Genomic DNA, 20,917 nt, shown 5'->3' on the forward strand with positions numbered 1-20,917 from the left:
CACAGCGGTTTTTCTCCGTAATTTCAACCATACTAGCTTCTCATGACGTAGATAAAGATAAACATCGCTATCGCACAAACGAGTACACTTCCGACAAATCCCCACATGACCCATTTGTTGTCGCTACCTTTTTGATTGTCGTTCATGGACATTTTCTCCTCGTACAAGCATTCATCTTCTATTATAAACCGTTTTCATGGAAAAGGAACCCGATTTTGTGACAAGAAGTTGCCTGGCGAGAATTTAAACGATCGTTTAATTTTAATTCGATAGATTTCGCATCACTTGATCTGCCTTGACTTCCCCGGTGATCAAGCTCTTCTCTTTCATCCAGTCAATCAGCGTTTGCCAGGACTCCTCTGTTTGATAGCCAAAAGGCTTGTCCTCCGCATCCATCAAAGGCAAGAGCGTCTCCAGACTCTTGGTCTCGATGTCTTCTTCGAGAGGAAACTCTTGCGCTTGCTTCGCCAACAAGAGATCAAGAGCCGCCTTCGGATTGTCTTTTACATACTGCTGACCTTTTGCAGCGGCACGCATGAAGGCTTCAATAACAGCTTTCTTTTGCTCATATTGGTCATCACTGGTCGTCAATACCAGCTCGTAGTAGTCCGGAACGCCAAATTCTGTAGGAGGAAACACATGGAGCTCGATCCCGTTCTTCTCCAGAATCAATTGCTCATGATTGATGTAACCGCCGACGACTGCATCCACTTTTTTACCCGTTAACGCTGGGACAATATCAAAGCCGATATCGACAAAGGAGAGTCCTGAATCATCTCCTCCTGCATGCTTGACTGCCGTACGAACGATGGACTCATTGAACGGAATCGATGGATAGCCAATCGCCTTACCTGCCAGTTTCTCTGGAGAATCCAGTCCGCTATCCTTTCTCGTCATGATGGCGTTCAGCGGATGTCTGACTAGTGCTGCTACCGACAGAACGGGGATACCCTCCGCACGTGCTGCAACAAGCTGTGTTTGATAGCTGATTGCCAAGTCTACTTGACCTGCCGCCACCATTTTCAGTGGATCGTTGCTGTCCGAAGGCATTTGCAAATGGACGTTCAGATTTTCATCCTTGAAGTATCCTTGCTCTTGTGCCGCATACAGAAAGGAATGGACTGCATTCGGATACCAGTCCAATGCTACCGTCAATTCGGTCGCTTGTGTGTTCCCTTCGGCAGATCCGTTTGTCTCTGGTTTTGATATAGTACTCGTGCTGCATGCAGCCAGTCCAGTAACCATGCTGAATGCCAAAAAAATGGTCATCCAAGTTTTTTTCGTACGCATGATGGTTTCCCCCACTCATTTATTTTCTTCTTTCTCTCTTTCGCAATATTCGCGACTGTGGTGCAAAATGATGCTCCATTCTCCCAACCAGCCAAAAAAGCAGCATCCCGAGCAAAGAAAGCAACAGAACGGAAGCGAACAAGGCGGGAGCTTGAAAATTCCCTGATGCCCGGCGTCCAAAATAGCCGAGTCCTTCACTTGCTCCTAACCACTCCCCGATGGTTGCACCGGATACACTGTACGTCGCTGCTACCTTTAAGCCACTGAAAAATGCGGGAAGACTTGCGGGCAATTGCAGCTTGGTGAAGATCTGCCAGGAGTTCGCCCCCATCGTCTGCAAAAGACTGATCATCTCCTTGTCCGTAGCACGCAGTCCATCATAGGTCGTGACGACAATCGGAAAAAAGGTGAACAGGACTGTGACGGCAATTTTTCCCGACAAATCATAGCCAAACCACAGAATGAACACGGGCGACAAAGCAATGATCGGGATCGTCTGTGAGATGACAATGTACGGATAGACGATTCGCTCGACCACCTGACTCCGATTCATCGCAAAGGCGAGCAAACTGCCGAAAAAGATGGAGATGGAAAGCCCGATCAGCACCTCCTGCAACGTCGCCCACAAGTGAAGCCCCAGTAAAGCCTCTCGCAAATCCCATAATGACAGGATGACCGCACTGGGTGGAGGCAGAATGAAGGGAGGGATAGCAAGCAATCGGCAGCCCGCTTCCCACACGAGCAGAAACAAGCCTAGCGAGACGCCAAACCATAGGCCGCGACTCCCTTTATCCATACGCTTTCCCTCCATTCCCCTGAAGCTGACCCTGATCCCGCACCGCCTGACGAAGCAGCTGCCAGATCTGTTCGCGCACAGTCAAGAATTCCGCGAGATTGCGAGAGGCAGTGGTCCGGGGATATTCGATCGGTACGGAAAGCTCAAAAGGCTGAGTGATCGGTACACCAGACAGGAGAATGACACGATTGGCCATCAAGATCGCTTCATCGATATCATGGGTGATCATAATCATGGTGCTTCCGGTTTCCTGCCACATCTGAAGCAGCCACTCCTGCATCTCCAGTCGTGTAATCCCGTCCAAGGCGCTAAACGGTTCATCCAGGAGCATGATCTTAGACCCGAAAAGAAGCGCTCGCAAGAAGGAAACACGTTGTCTCATCCCCCCTGACAGCTCACCTGGATACGCGTCCGCCCAGTCCTGCAAACCGTAGCGAGGAAGTTCATCACGAACCTTTTGCTGAGCATCCCGCTTTGCCATTCCCTGGATTTCCAGGGGTAATGCCGCATTCTCTACGACCGTTCTCCACGGCATCAGCAAATCTCGTTGTGGCATATAGCCGATCTTACCAAGGCGCTTTTCTACAGCTTCTTTGCCTATGCGAATTTCTCCCGACCCGGGCTGAAGGAGTCCTGCTGCCAGCTGAAACAAGGTACTTTTGCCAATTCCGCTGGGCCCGATCAGACTGACAAACTCCCCTTTTTCCACGAAAAAGTCAAACGAGTCGAGTATAGGCTTTGTTCCGTAAGAAAAGCTCACTTGAGAAAAAGCGATTTGCTCGCTCACGGCCACATTTCCTGCCGGTACGCCATATCCCAGAACAGAAGCTCCATTTTGGAGGTGATCAGAAAATGCTCTTCCAAACGTGCGAGCTCCTGCTCGTTTTTCCCCTCTGCCAATTGATCAATTACTTCGATCAGCCAGATAGCCAGCTGACCGAATTCGTCAGAGCTGTACATGCGTACCCAGTCACCGTACAAAGGATGATCCATCGCGCCGTCTACCTTGGCCAAAAGCTTTCCGATTTCCCAATAGCTCCAGGTGCAAGGCAACAGTGCACTCACCAGCTCTGCCAATGAGCCTTGATGCGCGACTTTGAGCATGTAGCTGGTATAGGCAAGCATCACAAAGGAAGGCTCGGTTGCCTCCAATTCTTCCCTGGAGATGCCAAAGCGTTCTGCGTATTGACGATGCAAGGCCATTTCACCATTCAGTGTCGCTTCCTGCAATCCCGCGAATCGGGCACTCGTCTCCAGGTCGTAAGCTTTTGTGCTGCCTAGTGCGAACATTTTGGCGTATTCAATCAAGTACACGTAATCTTGTTTCATGTAGAACTTAAACGATTCAACGGGCAAGGTCCCGTCGCCCAATCCTGTTACAAAAGGATGTTGATGTGTGCGCTCCCAGATCGGCGCCACGCTTTCCCAAAGTCTTTGTGAAAAAGGCTTCACGACGCAGTCACTCCTCCACTTGTTTTGCCTGGTTGCACCAGGTTGCGATAAAGGTTGCCAGTATCTGTGCAAATTGTACGAGCTGTTCCGGATCGATCGATTCATCTACGGCATGTGCGTGAGCCAGCTCCCCAGGTCCGAACAGCACAGCCGGAATCCCCGCATGGGCAAACCATCCGGCATCTGTCACGGAAGGCGACATGTCCACGACAGGTGTTTGTTGCAGCTGCTGCTCATAGGCGGACTTCAGGACGCTCAGAGCCGGGTGATTCACATCTAATTCCAGGGAAGGAAAGATCTCTCCGCGCTCCTCGATCATCGAACGACCTCCCCAGCGAAACACAGGTGGGTTTTCTCGCAGCCACAAATCGGCTGCTGCCGCTCGATTCACATGGTCTTCGATTTCTTTTACGACCTCTTTATACGATTCATTCGGATAGAAGTGCACCGTGATCCAAAGGGCACAACGATCTGCAATAAATGCTGCGTGACGTCCGCCTTCGATCACGGCCGGATTGATTGTGGTGCTGCCGGCAGGAAAGCCCGGATACGATTTCATCACAGCCCAATGCCGTTCCAAATCTTGCAGGGAGGCGATAATCTTTGTCATCTTTTCAATCGCTGATGCACCGTGCACGCGACCTCCGGCATGAATGGTTCTCGCCCTCATCCCATCGTGTAGGGTGACAGGGCTTTCCACCGTGATCCAGCCTGTGATCACGCCGCCTTGTCCTTGCATGTGCAGATTGCTGGTATCGACGACGACTGCATAATCGGCGGTGTAGCCACGCTCGATAGCAGACAGCGTCCCGGCTTCTCCTGCCTCTTCTCCAATCACGGATTGAAAAATCAAATCGCCTTTCAAAGGAACACCATGCTCGCGCAGCATTTTGACCGCGAACAGACTGGCAGCCATACCGCCTTTCATATCCGCGACACCACGTCCATACAGCCGCCCGTCACTGCCTTTTGTCAAAGAAAATGGCGGGTAGGTCCAGCCTGCATCATCGCCTACCTCAGCGACGTCAATATGTCCATTGATGATCAGACTGTTCGCCTGCTTCGAGTCCGTACCCGTAAGTCTCCCCACGATGTTGTCATCACCAGGAAAAACGGTCCATCTGTCGACTTCAAAGCCCAGCTGCGTCAATTCGTCAGCCAATATTCCCTGAACCTCATCGCTGTTGCGTGCCGGGGGACTTACTGTCGGTTGAGAGACCAAAATTTCCAGCAAGTCAAACATTTCCTGTTGTCGACTGGCTATGGCTGCGACCGCTTCACGTACACGATCCACGCTACTCAATCATCCCTTCTGTCGGACTGCTCGCGGATGCATATCTCTTTTTCGGGATGCGCCCTGCTATAAATCCTTTGCGACCTGCTTCTACGCCAAGCTTCATCGCTTCTGCCATCAGTACCGGATCGTCTGCCAACGCTACTGCCGTGTTGAGCAGCACGCCGTCCGCGCCCAGCTCCATCGCTTTTGCACAATCAGCTGGCGAACCGATCCCTGCATCCACGATGATCGGTACTTTTGCATCTTCGATAATAAAACGCAGGTTGTTTTCGTTCACGATTCCTTGGCCAGAGCCAATCGGTGATGCTCCAGGCATCACAGCGTGCACGCCGACCTCCTGCAGCCTTCTCGCGAGAATCGGATCGTCATTCGTATAGGTCAGCACGGTAAAGCCTTCCTCCACGAGGATGCGTGAAGCCTCCAGGGTTCCGATCGGATCAGGCAGCAAGGTTTTGGGGTCGCCGATCACTTCAACCTTGATCATGTCGCACAGTCCGGAGGCTTTTGCGAGTCGAGCGATTCTGACCGCTTCCTCTGCGGTATAAGCTCCCGCTGTGTTTGGCAGCAAGGTAAAACGCTTCAAGTCCAGCTTTTCCAAAAAATGAGGCTCGTGCGGATTCTCCAGATTCAGTCTGCGTACGGCAAAAGTCAAAATCTCTGCCCCCGAAACCTCTACTGCCTTACCTTGTATATCCAAATCTGCAAATTTACCGGTTCCCAAGAGCAAACGGGAACGAAATTCGTATGTGCCAATTTTCCATGTATCCATGATGTGTCATCCTCCCCCAACAAAGTGAACAATCTCAATCCGATCACCATCTGCGATCGTTTTTTCTTCATACTTCGTGCGATCGAGTATTTCGCCATTCTGTTCGACCACCACGATTTTTTCCAGGAGCTGATAGGAAGCAAGCAAGCCGCGAATGGTTTGCACCTCTTCCGTCAATTCAACCTGCTTGCCATTTAAGGTAATCCGCATGAATCTCTCCCCCCTTTTGTCCCTTTTTCTCTCAAACAAAAAAACTTCTCCCGTCTACTGGACTATCCTCCAGCCAAACAGAAGAAGCTGTATACCAAAACATCCGGACGAATGGCAATAAAAAAACCATCCGCCACTCGGATGGTTGGGTTCGATTCCATGTGCGATGCGTGACGAACAAGCTACCTAAAGCTTGCGCAACACGTACCGCAACAACGATTTCGTCTACCTCTTCCTCCGCTGGCATGACCCAGGTCAGGTTCAACGGTCAGTAACACACTCGTTACAATCTCAGCCAACGATGCTCGGCCCCCGCTTGGTAAAGAACTATGTGATTGTGTACTTTCACTTTCGCCTATACAGTATCACGCTATTTTGAATTTGTAAAGGTTTCCTTGTGTATGACTTCCAGTTCGACCAGACAGCGCTCTGCCCACGCGGACATTTTTTTCAGCTTTTCCATCTCTCTCTCCAGTGCAATACGCACCGATTCCTTGTAATCCGGGATTGCAGCATTATAGCGAATGACGGATGGGCCAGCCACATAGAACTTCTCCAGATGAGAAAGCGCTGGACGTTGATGAAATAAAGGCACATCCACTTCATAGGATGTGTGCAAATCGCCCTGTGTTGGGAACTTCGTCACGGCCAAGACCTTCACCAACAGCTTGTTGTCTTGATTTTCCAGAACTTCCGCAATATACTCTCCTGTTTTGTAAGGAACGCGAACAATATCGCCAGGATTCCAATTCATCGTTTAACCTCCTATTTTTGCTTATTCACCGCTCAATATGCTCTCCAGCTTCTGCCTCGCATGAGCAAGCACTTCTTCGGCGGGAAGGTTCGACTGGCCGCCACCCTGTGCGATCGCCGGACTGCCTCCGCCTTTTCCTGTTATGAGAGGCAATGTTTCCTTCATCAACTCGTTCATGGCAACGGGCACATCCTGGCCCCGAGCAAAAACAAGCTGCTGTTTTTCACCAGTAGCCGCCAGGAGCGTTAGAACATCAGCTGCCTGAGCATTTACTTGATGAGCAAACTGTTGGAGCTGCTGGATCGTACGATCGGCAAATACTTTTTGAATCAAGCGATAGTGACCCAATGGAACAGCATGCACAATCGCTTGACGAACTTCCTCTTCAAGCAGCAGTCGTTCTTTTTCCAACAGGGTTTGTTTCAACGAATCGCGTTCGGACAGCAGACGGTCTACCTGTGTCACCAAATCAGCTTCGTTGGTGCCTAGCAAACGAGCAGCTTCGTTCAATCTTCGCTGCTTCTGGGTGTAATCCCGCATAGCGCGCCAGCCACACAAAAATTCCAATCGAATGTTGCCGCGATGCCGTTCCCAACCCAGGATTTTGATCAGCCCTACTTCGCCCGTACGTGAAGGATGGGTCCCGCCGCAAGGATTGTAATCGAACTCGGGTATGATCACCAAGCGTATATTCTCCGTAACGGTTGGCTGTTTGTGCAGGGGCAATTTCGCCAATTCTTCCTCATCGACAAAACGGGCGATAATCGGGCGATTTTCCAGGATGATCTCATTGGCACGTCGTTCGACCTGCTGCCACAACTCTTCGTGCAGCGCGTCCAGTCGCACATCGATCGTGACGCGCTCGGTTCCCATATGAAAAGCCAGTGTCTCTGCCTGAGCTACTTCGATAAAGGCTGCGGATAAAATATGTTGGCCCGCATGCTGCTGCATATGGTCAAAGCGTCTATTCCAATCGATTTGCCCTTGGACTTGATCCCATTCTTCAGGCAACTGTTCGGAGAGTCGATGGTGGATTTCACCCTCTGTCTCCTCTACATCCAGTACTTGGATATGCCCAAGTGTTCCATGATCCCCCGGCTGTCCGCCACCTGTAGGATAGAACGCCGTTTGGCTAAGCACCACGTAAGGTGTGCCATCCGCTTCTGAGCCTCTTTGGGTGATGGATGCGGTGAACGATTGCTGATAGACGTCTTGGTAATACAACCTATCTTTCATCTTGACTCCTTGCCGCTGGTCGCAAAAAAACAATATGTGCTCCAGCCATTTTCTCCCTCCAACGATTATGCTTATAATACAAGGGAGGGGGGCGGATATGTTGACAAAAAAGTATTTTACACTTGAAGAGGCGAATCAATGTTTGCCGTATGTAAAGGATGAAATCTCCTTTTTGAAAGATCTGAAGCGTCAGTTCTATAAAACCTATCAAGAACGTGAAACAGCCAAAAAGATACATGCATCGCAAGAAAGTGATGAACTCTTTACGCTGGAATGCCGATTGGAGTTCATGGAGATAGAAGCGCAAATGCGCATCAAGCAGCTAGCTACCCAGGGGATTCAGGTAAAGGATATCGATGTTGGTCTCGTGGATTTCCCCGCCATTATGAACGGTGAAGAAGTCCTGCTGTGCTGGCGTGAGGGTGAAACCACTGTCCATCACTATCATGGGCTGCATGATGGCTTTAGCGGTCGTAAAAAAATCGACTGAACCATTGTCATCTCAGCTTTACCCCAGAAAAGAGGCCATTTGCTCATCACGGTTTAAGCGCTCTTCCGCTGATGCGAGGTCGTATTTTTTCAACAAATGAAACAGTTCGTTCAGCTGTTCCTGGGACAAGTCAGTCTCCAGCAATGCGGAAAGCTGTGCTGCACGATCCCCAGGTAAGAAAGGGGCTTGCTCCGCCAATTTGTTCTGTACATCCTCAACACTGTGATTCAATCTGCATTCTCCCATGCCTGCGTTCCTCCTATTTCGCTGCCATGAAAGGCAGTCATTGGACGGCCAAAATGGCTGTCTTTTGGACGGCCAAAATGGCTGTCTTTTGGACGGCCAAAATGGCTGTCTTTTTAGCATCATACCACGATTACTTCCATGAAAAAAAGGCGTACAAACCTTTGGGATTGTACGCCCTGTAGTCACGCTCTCTTTCGAACGCGAAAGTTGGATTCAATCAACAGCCAATTTTGCGGAAATGGCAAGCCAAGCTTCCAGTAGCTGACTCCACGCAGTCCTAATTGTTTAACTAGGTTAAACTTCGCCTGAATGGAGCGTGCATCCTCAAACCAGACCTGATGACGTCGCCCTTGATCGTCTGTGTACTCGAAAAATGGAGCCTGAGACTGATAATCGTATTGAATCGCAACTTTTTGCTCGGCTGCGAGTGCGACGGCCGCTTGTGCGCTTAATGCTTTTGCTGTCGTACCGGGTTCATACGGCAGAGTCCAGTCATAGCCGTACAAATTTTGTCCCATCATAATTTTATCTGCAGGCATTTCAGTGATCGCATACTCCAATACTCTACGAACAGGTCCAATCGGCGATACAGCCATTGGAGGACCGCCACTATACCCCCACTCATAGGTCATGATCACGACGAAGTCAGCGATGGCTCCAATTTGGCGATAGTCATGCGCGGAATACCACTTCCCAGGTTGATCAGCCCGTGTTTTGGGCGCGACAGCAACCGAAATCATTAGTCCGATTTCATTTGCCCGTGCCTTCGCACGCCTTAGGAACTGCGCATAGGCATTCCGGTCTTCAGCAGGAAGTGCCTCCATATCAAAATGAATGTCCCTAAATCCTAATTCTTGTGCGGTGGCAATGATATTGTCCAGCAGCTTATTTTGAATCTCCATATCATTCAAGACGAGGCTACCCAATTCCGTACTGAATTGACCGCCCTCCAAATTGGTCACAACCAGCATCATGACAACCTGGTTTTCTTTGCTGATTGCGGCAAAATTGTTGAGCGCCGGCCGCGTCAAGGTGCCATCCCGATTAATGCGAAAACTAAAGGGAGCCAAGTACGTCAAATGAGGGGCAGCCTTGCGGACATCCTCTTCCAGGGCAGGGCTGACGGTACGCCTGGGCTCTGCGTAAGCAACAAAATCCGCTGCTCGTCTGGGCCGAGGGGGAATATACAGGCGCTGACCTACGTTAAGTGGCCGATACTGTGAAATTCCGTTCACACGAGCTAGCTCGGCAGCACTGATCTGATAGCGTTGACCGATGGTGTACAGGGTATCCCCGGGTTTAACCCAGTAAAAACTGCCGACAATGGGTATCACCAGCGCCTGTCCGACGACAAGGTTGTTCGGGTCAGGCAGTTCATTCGCTTTCACGATTTCATCTGCCGTCGACCCGTATGTCTCAGCGATGCTCCGCACTGTCTGGCCTTGCTCGACTACATGAATCTGCATACGCCTCCTCCTTCGCTTTCTTTCTCTCTTTCTTGTATTCATCACGAAGGAAATAGGTGTTTGTCTAGATCAAAGGTTGCAGCACTTCAAAGAGAAAGCCAACCGATTGCATCGCGTAATGCGTTTCCTGGATTTCACCTCTGTTGAAAATAATGAGGGCAGGCACGCTGGTAATTTGCCATTTCTCTGCCAAAGGTGCCGCGGTATTCAAATTAATCTTGTAGAGCGGAGCTGTTGGTAGGGCCTCATGGGTCACCTCCAGCATCCTTTCTGCCAGCTTGCACGTCCCGCACATCGGGGTATAGACAAAGAGGGCGAAGGTTTGCTTTCCAGCACATCGTCGCTCCACTTCTGTCATGTTCAGCTCTTCCAAGCAAATCGCTCCTGTCCCTTTACCCGACGAATTTTTACCCGAGTCGCAGGATTTGGATTTGCTGGTCTTCAACCATCGCATCGTATTCATGCGTCCAAACCCGTTGCATCGCATTGTTTGTCGTCAGCTTGCTTTCCACATTTGCTGTAAAATCAACACAAGAACGTCCTGTCACTCCTTCTACCTGTTCCTCGACTTGACCATCCTGATCTACTGCTATGCGCAGGGTTTTGTTTGCAGCATTCATGGTGAGTACAAACGAGGTTTGAGAAAGGTGACTCTACTCGGTGACGGTCACATCGTTACCATTTGCTCGAATTTGTTCCGCCATCGCATGAACCGCACAGCGCACATATTCGGAGCGCAACGAAGCAAGAGATTGCTCACCTCTTTGTTGCAGCTCTTCTGGTGATAGAAAATCGGATTCGAAATAGGGAACGAGGCCCTTTTCTGTCTCGATAAAGAACATATTCAGATTTTCTACCATTCCCGTCAACAGCTTTCCAATCACATTTTCACCGACTTGCAGCTTTTTTGCAAATTGATTCCGGTATTCAAACCATACTCGATTCTCGGCTTTCCTGCTTCATCCAAGGCAATCGACTCTTTAGAAATCAAAACGAAAATCGTCGTCTGTCAGCGGCTCGACATGAATCGTACGGACGTAGCCGTTGCCTTTTTTAGAGAAGAAATCATGCTGCTTGGTATGCGTTCTGATCCCATTCAGTACGATTGGGTTTACTTCTTCCTCAGGAAAAAGCGGATCGAGCCCCAGATTCATCAAGGCTTTGTTTGCATTGTAGCGCACGTAAGCGAGAACGTCCTCACTCAGACCGATTGCCGTATATAAGGATTCCGTATACGCCACTTCGTTTTGATGCAGCTTGTCCAGCAAGGAAAACAGTTCTTCCCTGACCGCCACCTGCTCCGAGTCGCTTAGCTGCTGATACACTTCTTGAGCGAGTACGCCTACATAAAGGCCGTGGATGCTCTCGTCACGGACGATCAGATCGATAATTTCGCCACTGCTCGTCATTTTTCCCTGACCAGCGAGGAACAAAGGATAGAAAAAGCCGCTGTAAAACAGGTAGCTTTCCAGGAAAACAGAAGCGACCATCGCCAAATACAGGTCTTTTGGCGTCTCGATGTTTTGATAGTAGTGAGAAATAATCGAAGCCTTGGTCTGCAGATGCGAGTTGCTTTCCACCCATTTAAAAATGTTATCGATTTCTTCTGTGGCAGCGAGTGTCGTGAAAATACTGCTATAGGATTTGGCGTGAATCTGCTCCATCATCCCCATGAAGCCCAATACGGCTTTTCGCTGCAAGCCGTCCACATGCTCCATAATTTTGGGCATGCCAATTCCGCCCTGAACGGTATCGAGCAAAGTGAGTCCACCCAGCACTTTTTTATAGGTTTCCCGCTCTGCTTGAGAAAGCTCAATCCAGGACATTTTATCGTCAGACAGCGGGATTTCATCATCGGTCCAGAACTGCATGATGTTCTGGTTCCAAAAGGTCATTGTAAAATCGTCATCGGGCCTGTTCCAATTGACAGCTTTCATCCGGCTTCCCTCTTTTTTGCTTGATTTAGACCGCGCAGCTGATGCACTCTTCTACAGTCAAGTGCTTGGTTCGCGTGTAATAGAGTGATTTCAATCCTTTTTTCGCTGCGTAGATATAGTAGCGAGCCAGCTCTCTGGTCGAAATGTTACTGTTTACGTGCAGGATGGTCGAAATGCCTTGATCCACGTGCTCCTGAATTTCCGCGATCAGGTCAATGACCTTGAATGGATCAATCATATACGCCGACTTGTAATAGAAATAATTCTCCTGCGAAAGATACGGCATCGGGTAGTAGGTCGTCGAATTAGCATACGTACGCGTCTCGATATGCTCCACGATCGGCATCACGCTGGAAGTGGCGTTTTGGATATACGAGATGCTTTGCGTAGGTGCGATTGCGAGTCGGTAGGCATGGTACAAGCCATATGTCTGCACGTTCGTTTTGAGCTTTGCCCAATCTTCCGTCGACGGCAAGTACATATCGGCAAAGAGCTGCTTACCTTTCTCTGTACGCGGATGGTAGTCGATATTGAGGTACTTTTCAAAATACGTACCCTTTGCATACTCAGAATGCTCAAATCCGAGGAAGGTAGTTCCCTTTTTCCTGGCAATCTCCATGCTCTTTTCCAGAGAATAATAGTTCATCATCATAAAAAAGGTGCGGACAAAATCCTTGGCTTCTTCGCTTTCATATGCGATCTTGTTTCTGGCCAAAAAACCGTTCAGATTCATGGCTCCCAGCCCGACAGAATGAAGCTCCCGATTGGCTTTTTGTACACCCGGAGCGTTTTCCACTCGGGTCATGTCGCTTACGGATGTGATCGCTTCGATCCCTTCGTGCACTGACTCCCGGATCATCTTGCGTTCCATGACATTGCCAATGTTCAGAGAGGCCAAATTGCAGCTGATGTCCCGTCGGATGATGTCTGTCTCTCCATAGTTTGCAATGGTCGAGGTCTCCTGCAATTGAAAGATTTCCGTACAAAGGTTGGACATTTTCACGGAGCCCAGGTCTTTTAATGCGTGATCCTTGTTCGCATTGGTCTTGTTCATGATGTAGGGATAGCCCGACTCCAACTGGATCATGGCAATCTTGGTCAGCATCTCCCGTGCGCTCATCAAGGTTTGCTTTTGCACGCGCTCGTTGGCTAACAGCTCTTCATACATCTCATCCAGATCGAGATCGTCCAGATGTTGTCCGTATTCCTTGTAGACGGAGTACGGAGCAAAGACGGTCAATGGTTTGTTTTCCTCTGCCAGCTTGTAAAAGATGTTCGGTACGATCAGCCCGATTGCCAGCGTCTTGATTCGTGATTTTTCATCGGCGTTAATTTTTTTGCAATCCAGAAACTCGTTGATATCCCAGCCAAATATGTTGTAATACGCTGCTCCAGAGCCCTTGCGCTGCCCCATCTGGTCTGCGTAAGAAAAAGCATCCTCCAACAGCTTTAGCACAGGCATAATGCCTTTAGCTGCGCCCTCTACTCCTTTGATCGGTTCCCCGCGTCCGCGCAGCTTGGAAAGATTGACTGCTACTCCGCCACCGATTTTGGAAAGCTGCATGCAGGTGCCCAATATGTAATTGATCGAGTTCAGCGAATCATCCATCTCCAAGAGAAAACAGGAGACCATCTCACCACGGCGGCTTTTGCCGGCATTTAAAAAGGTAGGCGTCGCTGGCTGCAAACGCTGGTCCATCATCGACACGGTCAGCCGTTTGGCCAGATCAAAATCTCCTTGAGCCAGGGAGAGGGCCACAATCGCTACGCGGTCCGGGTACTGCTCCAGATAGGATTTCTTGTCGTCCGTTTTCAAGGCATAATCCTTGTAAAATTTGGAGATGGCCATATAAGAAGCGAATTGGAATTTGAAATCATGCGCGAGCCGAATGACTTCTTCGACTTGCTCCTTCGTGTAGGTTTCATAGACGTTTTCATAGTAGTCATGTTCGATTAGATAGTTCATCCGCTCCAGGATGCTTGAGAATGTCATGGTTTTGGCTTGCACCTCTTCCATGAATAACTGCACTGCCTCCTGGTCCTTATCCAACAGGTAAAAACCATCCTCACCGCGCTGCATCAGCTGGTTATTGAGTTCAATGTGTCGCAATGGATGCCACCCCGCTTTTAAATAGTTCCAGATCATGCATCGTTCCGGACAGTTCGAATTTCGCTAACAATGGTACGTGATAGGCAGAAGAGATCGTGTCCGCACTTTTGGCGAAGCTCGTCCCCCAGTTCCGATTGCCGCTGGCTGCTACTCCCCGCATCCATGAGTGATTCTGCTTGAGAAACGTTTGTACTTTATCGGGCACCTGTCCGAATCCCGTCGTGTAGGTGACCAGGATAAACGGTTCTTCCAGCAACAGATCCTCTTGAATTTGCACAGTGGGCATATCCAGATTCAGTTTGTTGACAAATCGGCGTACATTGCCCGTTTTGGAATCAAATGCGAGTATCAATGATCTCTTCCTTCCTGAAAACACTGGTTTAGCCATAAAAAAAGCGTATCCGACTGACGAAGAAAGTCGAATACGCATATCCATTCCCTAGGACACAATACCTCACGGGTGACCGAGCGTTCCAACACTTCCCTATCTCCCGTAGGTTCCATAGTGTTTACGTTAAGGCAGGTCTCCTGGCTTACAGATCATCGTAACGCTTTACCTTCCCAATCCATGGATCAGTGGCCATTTCAAAGCGTAACTCTCTGTTTACAGTGGCGGGACCGCGCCGGATTCTCACCGAGCTTCCCTATTAAGTCTACCATCGATAGACGGTTAGACACCTATACGCATCAATATGTAGTTGTTATGACTTACATTACATCAATATATCGTGGTAGTCAAGCTGTTTTCCCACTTACTAAATACCCAATCGATAGATCTCTCGAAAGAAAAGCCGCCCGAAAAACGGACGGCACATCTCTTATTGCAACGAAATCACCTTAGTGATTTGAGGTAATTGCTCGATTTCCCGCACCACAGAAGCGGTAATTTCTTCATCGGTTACCGAGACGAGGAGCGCATTTTTTCCCTTTTGCTCGCGTGATACATTCAGCTTGGAAATATTGATGTGATGATTGGCGAGAATTTGAGACACGTCGTAAATGACGCCCGGATAATCGATATGATGGACCAGTAAGCCGTGAGCACCTGGTGGAATTCGACAGGCGCAATAGTTGATCTCACTGACATATACCTCACGCCAATCCTGTGCAAACGTATATTTGTTGGAACCAGCGCGCAAAACAGCCAGATGATTGGCGTACTCCCCTGAACTGTGCTGAACAGGGACTTTCATACCGAGTCCATCGACCAGCAGGCTGGTTATTTCTTCTTTGTTCTCGTGCGCCAGGATCGAGAGAGAAGCTTCCTTCGCACGCGGTTCAATACGAACAATCAATTCTGCGAGATCACGAAGTCCGGTTAACTGGGTCATGACTTGCATTCACTCTCCCTATTGATTTCCTCTATCTATTCAGGAAAAATCCATTCCTCTGGTTCGGAAATGATGGAGGACTGATTTTTGGAACGATACCAAGCGAGATGCTCATTTCCGTCCTTCGTGTATTTGATTCGAAAGATGGTGTTTCCCTTGCCGCTTTTTTCAAAGGGACTCTCATCTTTCGGCACAGCCATTACACTTCCAGCTACCAGGGCCCCTCCGCGCTCGAGGATCTTCGCTTCAATATTGGTCATGTGTGCGCGACCGCCATACGACATGCCGATGTAGGCGATGACTCCCATACAAATCGCACCTATCAAGAAGGAGAGAATAATCACCTTTGATTTTTTCGTTGCTTCCATGAAAAAGATCCCCCTACAACCTATTTCTCTTTTCCCATCAAGGTTACTTTGTCGATTGTTCCACCACCCAAACACACTTCACCATCATAGAAAACCACTGCCTGTCCAGGCGTTACCGCTTTTTGAGGCTGGTCAAAAACCACTTCGACCTGGTTGTCACCTAACAGGTTCACGGTGACACCCTGATCCGGTTGACGGTAGCGGAATTTGGCTGTACAACGGAATGATTCCTGTGGTTTTGAATGGCTCACCCAATTTACTTCGGTGGCCATCAGACTGGTTGAATACAGTCTAGGATGGTTGGAGCCTTCACCAACAATCAGAACATTACGTTCCAAATCCTTGTCCACGACAAACCAAGGCTCTCCACTCGTGCCATGTCCTCCGCCAATGCCCAATCCTTGGCGTTGACCTAGCGTGTAATACATCAAACCATCGTGATGCCCGATCACAAGCCCATCGACCGTTTCAATGTTTCCTTTTTTGGCAGGAAGGTAGTTTTGCAGAAATTCGCGGAAATTTCGTTCCCCGATAAAGCAAATACCCGTACTGTCTTTCTTCTTCGCTGTTGCCAGCCCTGCCTTCTCGGCAATTTCACGTACTTGCGGCTTGGGCATATGCCCGATCGGAAACATGGTTTTGGACAATTGCTCCTGACCAAGAACGTTGAGAAAATACGTCTGATCCTTGTTGTTGTCCACGCCGCGCAACAGCTTGTACTCGCCATCGATATGCTTTACCTGTGCATAGTGGCCGGTCGCGATATAATCGGCCCCCAGATCCATGACCTTGGCAAGCAGCTCACCGAACTTGATCTCGCGGTTGCACATGACATCTGGATTGGGCGTACGACCCCGTTTATATTCATCCAAAAAGTACTGGAATACTTTATCCATGTACTCTTTTTCAAAGTTAACCGTGTAGTACGGAATATCGATTTGTTCACAGACGCGTCGGACATCCTGAAAGTCATCTTCCGCCGTGCAATGGCCGAATTCATCGGTATCATCCCAGTTTTTCATAAAGATGCCGATGACGTCATATCCCTGTTGTTTCAGCAGGTAAGCCGTCACGGAGGAGTCAACGCCGCCGGACATGCCGACAACGACGCGTGTATCTTCTGGTCGTTTCATGGTCTTTCTCCTCTATATATGAATTTGTTCCTTAAACAGATTACCATGTTTCCTGGAACAAATCATGTTTTGTTGCACTTTTTTCGTCAATTCGGAGCGACTCCTGTTGTGAAATGCGCATATCAGCCGCATTAGGGCAAGTTTTCCCAAAAAAACGCCTGTCGCATACAGAGCAACAGGCGCTTCGCTTCTTGTATTGGTTAGGATTCATCCTCGATTTCCGCTCGAAATGCTTCCACGCTTTCTTCACGGCGCTGATTTTTTGCCTCGATATCGCTCTTTTCCTTGGCTGAAATCTCATCAGCATGTTCACTGAGGTAATCCTGGGACTCCTGAATTCTCTCCTCTGTATTTTGTGCCATTTCGCGCAATTTTGCTGCGTTGTCCGAGCGGTCATCTGGTTTTGCCATTTGATTAACACTCCTTTATCGTCAAGATTTGGTCATTTACCACTACCATTGTGCGCCATTGCAAGTTCCTTTATGTATGGCTCGTGCTATAATGGCGTTGTTGGTACGTATCTTTTCGAAAAGAAGGTTTCTCGTATGGCATCCCTAGATTTATTAGAGCGAAAGCTGTTGAAAATCATTGCAGAAACGGAGTCCGTGAAATTAAAACGTCAATGGATTAAAGGAAATAAACATCCCGAAATCGAGGAAGAGCAGCGAAAACGGATAGGACTTTTGCTGCGTCGTCTAGATCAATTGCCGCCTGCAAAGCGTCAAGAGGTGCTGGAGCTGCTTGAATTGTACAATTGGTAAGCCTTGATCTAGCGGATGGACGATCCCTGTGTCCAATGGTCGCTGTTGCGTTCCATCTTTTTGATATCCATAATGGCATCCTGGTTTAAAGGTCCGTAAATATGCGGATACAAGAGGCCGTCCTTTGCCTGCTCGTACTTGATTGGAGAAGTCGTTTTGGCCTCATCGACAACCAATACCAGAAGTTCGTCAGTAAATGCCTTGTACACGCGGTTTGCCACGACCTCCAAAAGCTCATCTCCCTTGGTGGCGTGAATAAATCCTTCCTGCTCATAATCCCGAGGAAGATAGTGATCTCGTCCAGCCCACTGCTCCCAATACCTTTTTGGAACCAAGCAATAAATGATGTTCATTGATATACTCTCCCTTTTTTCAGCTACAGACTTTGTTTACGAGACAACCACTTATCAATGTGACGAATAGCCTTCCCGTACGCCATTTCTTCCATCCGTCCCTGATCATTTCTCCATTGAATAAAATTGCGCAGCGAATGCAGATCGACCCACGCATCTTTTGCCTGAGGATTATTTCCTGGAACTTCTCCGGTTATCTCCCCTTCATAGACAAGCTTCGCCATTTCAGTTGGATGAATCCCGATCTGATAAGCAATCTGGTGCAGCGCTATTTTCATATGGGCCCCCGAATTTCAAGGTTTCGTGCATTTCTTCCGTTCTCTATTTTGCCAGTCTTTTTCTGTCATGCCAAGCCCTTCTGTCTATCTGTAACATGATAAGCGTAGGTCATCCATTCTCCCGATGGAAAAGGTTACATAATAATCGTTATGTAATGTTAGGAGCTGAGCACTGCTTATGCTACACTACATACTGAAGGAGCGTGGTGTCCTAATGCAGTCTAAATCCTTTTACTATACGGTTGAGAAATCTAATGTTGATGAGTACAAAACCATTCTGGATCTGATGAAAATTCCATACCAAATTGAGAAGCCTGTAGCATTGCTCAAAAGCGGGTCAGATGAATACAAGTTTGTCTTTCCGAATCTGCCCGCTCGCCTCTATGCGATGGTAAGCAAGCTATTTCAACGGGATGGGAAGCCATACTCTTCCACCTAAAAAAAAAAGGACCCATTTCTGGGTCAAAAAAATAGGAAGTGGAGAGAATGCATGCTATGTAATATATACTAACATAAACACTTAAATTGTCAAATCTTTTTTGGCTTATTCACCCATATCACGTAACATTATATTACATAAAAGAATGATCAACGATTACAACTACACACATTCCTTTTATTTTCCTATGGCATCCGGAAGTTGCTCTTCAGAACGCACATGCTTGTCTTCCTTTTCAACCATACGCAAGAAAAGACCAAAGAATGCGGCAAGGGACTGCTGAAACAAAGTAGCTAGGACGACCGGCAATGCCACAAGCGGAGGAAAATAAGCGATGGCGATAACTGTTCCCGCTCCGATGTTGCGCATTCCGCTGTTAAACGTAAGCGTGACAATGACATCGCGCTTCCATCCGAAAATCCTGGCAACCACCCACCCTGTCAGATAGCTTAACACCGATAAAAACAGCACGAGAGCGGCCATCCCGATAAGTCTGCCATCGATCTGGGAAATGTACGGCGCAACAACCGAGCTGTTGATCGCGACGATAACTCCCATGCTCAGCTTTGAGAACGGCGCTAGACAAGGCGCCAGTGTCGTTTTGACACGTCCTTTTGTAAGCTGGTTCAGGGCAATGCCAGCAAGTGAAGGAAGGACGATCATCAGCAGTAGCCCTTTCATCATCTCGCCGAGCTCCATTTGCACAGCGGCTCCAAGAATGAGTGAAAGGCCCAATGGCACCACCAATGGTGATAACACGGTATCAATTAGGATAATGGACAACGTCAGGGCCATGTTCCCCATATAGATGGATGTCCACAGAAGACTCGATACTCCTGTCGGAATGACGGCAGCCAGAATGAACCCGGTGACGATATCCAGCTCATTCGGAAAGAACAAGCTTGCCGTCACCCAAGCCAGCACAGGCATCAACGCGTGCAGGATCACCAAATTGACAATCAGCGGTAACGGACGAGCCAGGACACGGGCAAAGTCACGGAAGCTCGCCCCCAAACTCCCTGAGAACGTCATAAACGCAAACACCCATGCACTGAGAAACGCATAGGCTTGCAGGGTTTCGGCAGACAGCACACCAATGACGACACTGCCTGGTGTCAGGAGTGGCATGATTCTTTCTAAAAACCTATTCAACTTTGTCAATATTTGCATCGTGCACCTCTGGTGAATTCATTGCCAGCTCTATGCGGAAGTTTCTAGGTGCCAACCGGACAACAAACCGTGATGTGAGGTATGTTATCACGAAGCATTGCACGAAACAAGCTTAATCTTCTGACGACATTCACGTAATCAATTGTGCCAATCCCCTCTTCCATCCGCATAATTTCCCTGAACAGGTAAAGGCTATGACTGGAAAGGGGGCGCACACATGAACGGAATGGAATGGCTGGATTTTATCCGCAGAACTGAAGACAAGATGTTTCACTTGCATCGAGCAATAGATGGCATTTGCAACGAGCCAGATTATCAGGAATCCGTAACCGCACTCACAGAAGTGGTGAGAGATTATCAACACTTGGTGGAAAAAGCCAAGGATGAGCTCCGTTCCATCGATATGAATATCGAATATCACGGAAGGCGATAACCCTCCCGTTCTGGCGTTGCCGTTTTGATGCAGAAGAAAAGAATAAAACATTGGAGGTCTCCTGGAATATGGTATCAGGTGACCTCCAAGCTCGTTAGGCACTGATTCAATTCTTTCACAATTCCAAAGGTTAGGGTTGAAAAAGGGCGCTTCCTCCCCCATATTATGGGAAAGGGACTATTTGCATGAGTCGTACTCAATTAGGGGGAGAATCATGAACCTGGTACAAATTCGCACCTATTGCCTAAATCAAAGAGAAGCAACAGAAGATTTTCCATTCGGCGACGACATTCACGTCTATAAAGTAGGCGGAAAAATGTTTGCTTTGCTTCACGAGAAGAATGGCACACTACAGCTCAGCTTGAAGTCCGAGCCTGAACTCGCTGAAATACTGCGACTTCAGTACACCGCCGTCATTCCTGGTTATCATCTCAATAAACGCCATTGGAACACTGTGATGATGGATGGAAGCATTCCCGATAATGAAGTATTCGGTTTTATCGACTTATCGTATCGGTTGGTTTTTAAATCCTTAAAAAAATCTGATCGAGAAAGGATCGGATCATCAGAGCCTCCGGTTCACCATTGAAAAATATTA

Annotated in this window: 29 protein-coding genes and 2 riboswitches; of the genes, 5 read left to right on the top strand and 24 right to left on the bottom strand. The window is 48.5% G+C overall.

The genetic code is table 11. The annotated features are described in order from the left end of the window. Window positions 1-261: 261 nt before the first annotated feature. The 9 genes from JZI27_RS15450 to JZI27_RS15490 all read right to left on the bottom strand — a co-directional run bounded on the left by JZI27_RS15450 (window position 262) and on the right by JZI27_RS15490 (window position 7,804). A complete protein-coding gene (locus JZI27_RS15450) occupies window positions 262-1,290 on the bottom strand; it encodes an ABC transporter substrate-binding protein (RefSeq protein ID WP_122907439.1) in 1,029 nt (342 codons plus the stop codon). Between the two features lie 19 nt (window positions 1,291-1,309). Next, complete coding sequence (locus tag JZI27_RS15455; protein WP_122907440.1) at window positions 1,310-2,086, bottom strand: ABC transporter permease; 777 nt, start codon at window positions 2,084-2,086, stop codon at window positions 1,310-1,312. Further along, window positions 2,079-2,873 (bottom strand): ABC transporter ATP-binding protein, encoded by a 795-nt coding sequence (locus JZI27_RS15460; protein WP_280208148.1) that lies wholly within the window; start codon window positions 2,871-2,873, stop codon window positions 2,079-2,081. The genes JZI27_RS15455 and JZI27_RS15460 overlap by 8 nt, the downstream gene beginning before the upstream one ends. Then, window positions 2,870-3,538 carry a thiaminase II gene (gene tenA, locus JZI27_RS15465; protein ID WP_122907442.1) on the bottom strand — a complete coding sequence of 223 codons (669 nt, stop codon included), beginning with the start codon at window positions 3,536-3,538 and terminating at the stop codon, window positions 2,870-2,872. The genes JZI27_RS15460 and tenA overlap by 4 nt, the downstream gene beginning before the upstream one ends. Window positions 3,539-3,545: 7 nt before the next feature. Then, window positions 3,546-4,841 (bottom strand): acetylornithine deacetylase, encoded by a 1,296-nt coding sequence (locus JZI27_RS15470; RefSeq protein ID WP_280208150.1) that lies wholly within the window; start codon window positions 4,839-4,841, stop codon window positions 3,546-3,548. Next, entirely contained in the window at window positions 4,834-5,604 is a 771-nt protein-coding gene (locus JZI27_RS15475; protein ID WP_122907444.1) for a thiazole synthase, read from the bottom strand. The genes JZI27_RS15470 and JZI27_RS15475 overlap by 8 nt, the downstream gene beginning before the upstream one ends. A gap of 6 nt (window positions 5,605-5,610) precedes the next feature. Continuing rightward, window positions 5,611-5,814, bottom strand: a complete 204-nt coding sequence (gene thiS, locus JZI27_RS15480) for a sulfur carrier protein ThiS (protein ID WP_122907445.1) — start codon at window positions 5,812-5,814, stop codon at window positions 5,611-5,613. A 215-nt stretch (window positions 5,815-6,029) separates the two neighbouring features. Further along, window positions 6,030-6,140: riboswitch (TPP riboswitch) on the bottom strand. A 44-nt stretch (window positions 6,141-6,184) separates the two neighbouring features. Next, the gene (gene kapB, locus JZI27_RS15485) at window positions 6,185-6,568 is read right to left on the bottom strand and encodes a kinase-associated lipoprotein KapB (RefSeq protein ID WP_122907446.1); all 384 of its coding nucleotides are present in this window, start codon (window positions 6,566-6,568) and stop codon (window positions 6,185-6,187) included. A 21-nt stretch (window positions 6,569-6,589) separates the two neighbouring features. After that, a complete protein-coding gene (locus tag JZI27_RS15490) occupies window positions 6,590-7,804 on the bottom strand; it encodes an alanyl-tRNA editing protein (protein ID WP_122907447.1) in 1,215 nt (404 codons plus the stop codon). A 97-nt stretch (window positions 7,805-7,901) separates the two neighbouring features. Here JZI27_RS15490 and JZI27_RS15495 point away from each other — a divergent pair, with 97 nt between their 5' ends. After that, complete coding sequence (locus JZI27_RS15495; protein WP_245996476.1) at window positions 7,902-8,294, top strand: DUF2203 domain-containing protein; 393 nt, start codon at window positions 7,902-7,904, stop codon at window positions 8,292-8,294. Between the two features lie 18 nt (window positions 8,295-8,312). Here the strand turns inward: JZI27_RS15495 and JZI27_RS15500 are convergent, their stop codons facing one another. The 12 genes from JZI27_RS15500 to tlp all read right to left on the bottom strand — a co-directional run bounded on the left by JZI27_RS15500 (window position 8,313) and on the right by tlp (window position 17,295). Next, the gene (locus JZI27_RS15500; protein ID WP_122907448.1) at window positions 8,313-8,540 is read right to left on the bottom strand and encodes a 50S ribosomal protein L7ae; all 228 of its coding nucleotides are present in this window, start codon (window positions 8,538-8,540) and stop codon (window positions 8,313-8,315) included. Between the two features lie 182 nt (window positions 8,541-8,722). After that, window positions 8,723-10,006, bottom strand: a complete 1,284-nt coding sequence (locus JZI27_RS15505) for a glycoside hydrolase family 18 protein (protein ID WP_122907449.1) — start codon at window positions 10,004-10,006, stop codon at window positions 8,723-8,725. A 64-nt stretch (window positions 10,007-10,070) separates the two neighbouring features. Next, window positions 10,071-10,379 (bottom strand): thioredoxin family protein, encoded by a 309-nt coding sequence (locus JZI27_RS15510; protein ID WP_122907450.1) that lies wholly within the window; start codon window positions 10,377-10,379, stop codon window positions 10,071-10,073. A gap of 34 nt (window positions 10,380-10,413) precedes the next feature. Further along, on the bottom strand, window positions 10,414-10,626 hold the full coding sequence (locus JZI27_RS15515; protein ID WP_122907451.1) for a DUF2997 domain-containing protein: 213 nt from the start codon (window positions 10,624-10,626) through the stop codon (window positions 10,414-10,416). Window positions 10,627-10,659: 33 nt separating this feature from the next. Beyond that, a complete protein-coding gene (locus JZI27_RS15520) occupies window positions 10,660-10,890 on the bottom strand; it encodes a hypothetical protein (RefSeq protein WP_057134127.1) in 231 nt (76 codons plus the stop codon). Window positions 10,891-10,986: 96 nt separating this feature from the next. Beyond that, window positions 10,987-11,943 (bottom strand): class 1b ribonucleoside-diphosphate reductase subunit beta, encoded by a 957-nt coding sequence (nrdF, locus tag JZI27_RS15525; protein WP_122907452.1) that lies wholly within the window; start codon window positions 11,941-11,943, stop codon window positions 10,987-10,989. Between the two features lie 25 nt (window positions 11,944-11,968). Then, entirely contained in the window at window positions 11,969-14,053 is a 2,085-nt protein-coding gene (nrdE, locus tag JZI27_RS15530) for a class 1b ribonucleoside-diphosphate reductase subunit alpha (RefSeq protein ID WP_280208157.1), read from the bottom strand. Beyond that, window positions 14,040-14,405, bottom strand: coding sequence for a class Ib ribonucleoside-diphosphate reductase assembly flavoprotein NrdI (nrdI, locus tag JZI27_RS15535; RefSeq protein WP_122907454.1), 366 nt, complete (start codon window positions 14,403-14,405; stop codon window positions 14,040-14,042). Before nrdI ends, nrdE begins: the two co-directional genes overlap by 14 nt. Window positions 14,406-14,554: 149 nt before the next feature. Beyond that, window positions 14,555-14,750, bottom strand: a riboswitch (cobalamin riboswitch). A 121-nt stretch (window positions 14,751-14,871) separates the two neighbouring features. After that, the gene (locus JZI27_RS15540) at window positions 14,872-15,384 is read right to left on the bottom strand and encodes an ACT domain-containing protein (RefSeq protein WP_280208158.1); all 513 of its coding nucleotides are present in this window, start codon (window positions 15,382-15,384) and stop codon (window positions 14,872-14,874) included. A 35-nt stretch (window positions 15,385-15,419) separates the two neighbouring features. Next, window positions 15,420-15,752, bottom strand: a complete 333-nt coding sequence (locus JZI27_RS15545; RefSeq protein WP_122907455.1) for a hypothetical protein — start codon at window positions 15,750-15,752, stop codon at window positions 15,420-15,422. A gap of 20 nt (window positions 15,753-15,772) precedes the next feature. Beyond that, window positions 15,773-16,885 (bottom strand): tRNA 2-thiouridine(34) synthase MnmA, encoded by a 1,113-nt coding sequence (mnmA, locus tag JZI27_RS15550; protein ID WP_122907456.1) that lies wholly within the window; start codon window positions 16,883-16,885, stop codon window positions 15,773-15,775. A 200-nt stretch (window positions 16,886-17,085) separates the two neighbouring features. Next, complete coding sequence (gene tlp / locus JZI27_RS15555) at window positions 17,086-17,295, bottom strand: small acid-soluble spore protein Tlp (RefSeq protein ID WP_122907457.1); 210 nt, start codon at window positions 17,293-17,295, stop codon at window positions 17,086-17,088. A 135-nt stretch (window positions 17,296-17,430) separates the two neighbouring features. On the opposite strand from tlp, the gene JZI27_RS15560 reads away from it, so the two are divergent. After that, window positions 17,431-17,646 (top strand): hypothetical protein, encoded by a 216-nt coding sequence (locus JZI27_RS15560; RefSeq protein WP_280208160.1) that lies wholly within the window; start codon window positions 17,431-17,433, stop codon window positions 17,644-17,646. Between the two features lie 8 nt (window positions 17,647-17,654). Here the strand turns inward: JZI27_RS15560 and JZI27_RS15565 are convergent, their stop codons facing one another. Further along, window positions 17,655-18,005 (bottom strand): DUF952 domain-containing protein, encoded by a 351-nt coding sequence (locus JZI27_RS15565; protein ID WP_122907459.1) that lies wholly within the window; start codon window positions 18,003-18,005, stop codon window positions 17,655-17,657. A gap of 17 nt (window positions 18,006-18,022) precedes the next feature. Beyond that, window positions 18,023-18,277 (bottom strand): hypothetical protein, encoded by a 255-nt coding sequence (locus tag JZI27_RS15570; protein WP_280208163.1) that lies wholly within the window; start codon window positions 18,275-18,277, stop codon window positions 18,023-18,025. 214 nt (window positions 18,278-18,491) lie between these two features. Here JZI27_RS15570 and JZI27_RS15575 point away from each other — a divergent pair, with 214 nt between their 5' ends. After that, window positions 18,492-18,716, top strand: a complete 225-nt coding sequence (locus JZI27_RS15575) for a hypothetical protein (RefSeq protein WP_280208165.1) — start codon at window positions 18,492-18,494, stop codon at window positions 18,714-18,716. A 177-nt stretch (window positions 18,717-18,893) separates the two neighbouring features. Here JZI27_RS15575 and JZI27_RS15580 read toward each other — a convergent pair whose 3' ends face one another. Continuing rightward, on the bottom strand, window positions 18,894-19,886 hold the full coding sequence (locus JZI27_RS15580) for a bile acid:sodium symporter family protein (RefSeq protein WP_280208167.1): 993 nt from the start codon (window positions 19,884-19,886) through the stop codon (window positions 18,894-18,896). 217 nt (window positions 19,887-20,103) lie between these two features. Between JZI27_RS15580 and JZI27_RS15585 the strand changes: the two genes are divergently transcribed. Beyond that, window positions 20,104-20,319, top strand: coding sequence for a hypothetical protein (locus tag JZI27_RS15585; RefSeq protein ID WP_280208168.1), 216 nt, complete (start codon window positions 20,104-20,106; stop codon window positions 20,317-20,319). 214 nt (window positions 20,320-20,533) lie between these two features. After that, complete coding sequence (locus JZI27_RS15590; protein ID WP_280208169.1) at window positions 20,534-20,908, top strand: MmcQ/YjbR family DNA-binding protein; 375 nt, start codon at window positions 20,534-20,536, stop codon at window positions 20,906-20,908. The last annotated feature ends 9 nt before the right edge of the window (window positions 20,909-20,917 follow it).

Source organism: Brevibacillus sp. AY1 (assembly GCF_029870785.1).
Classification (GTDB): domain Bacteria; phylum Bacillota; class Bacilli; order Brevibacillales; family Brevibacillaceae; genus Brevibacillus; species Brevibacillus invocatus.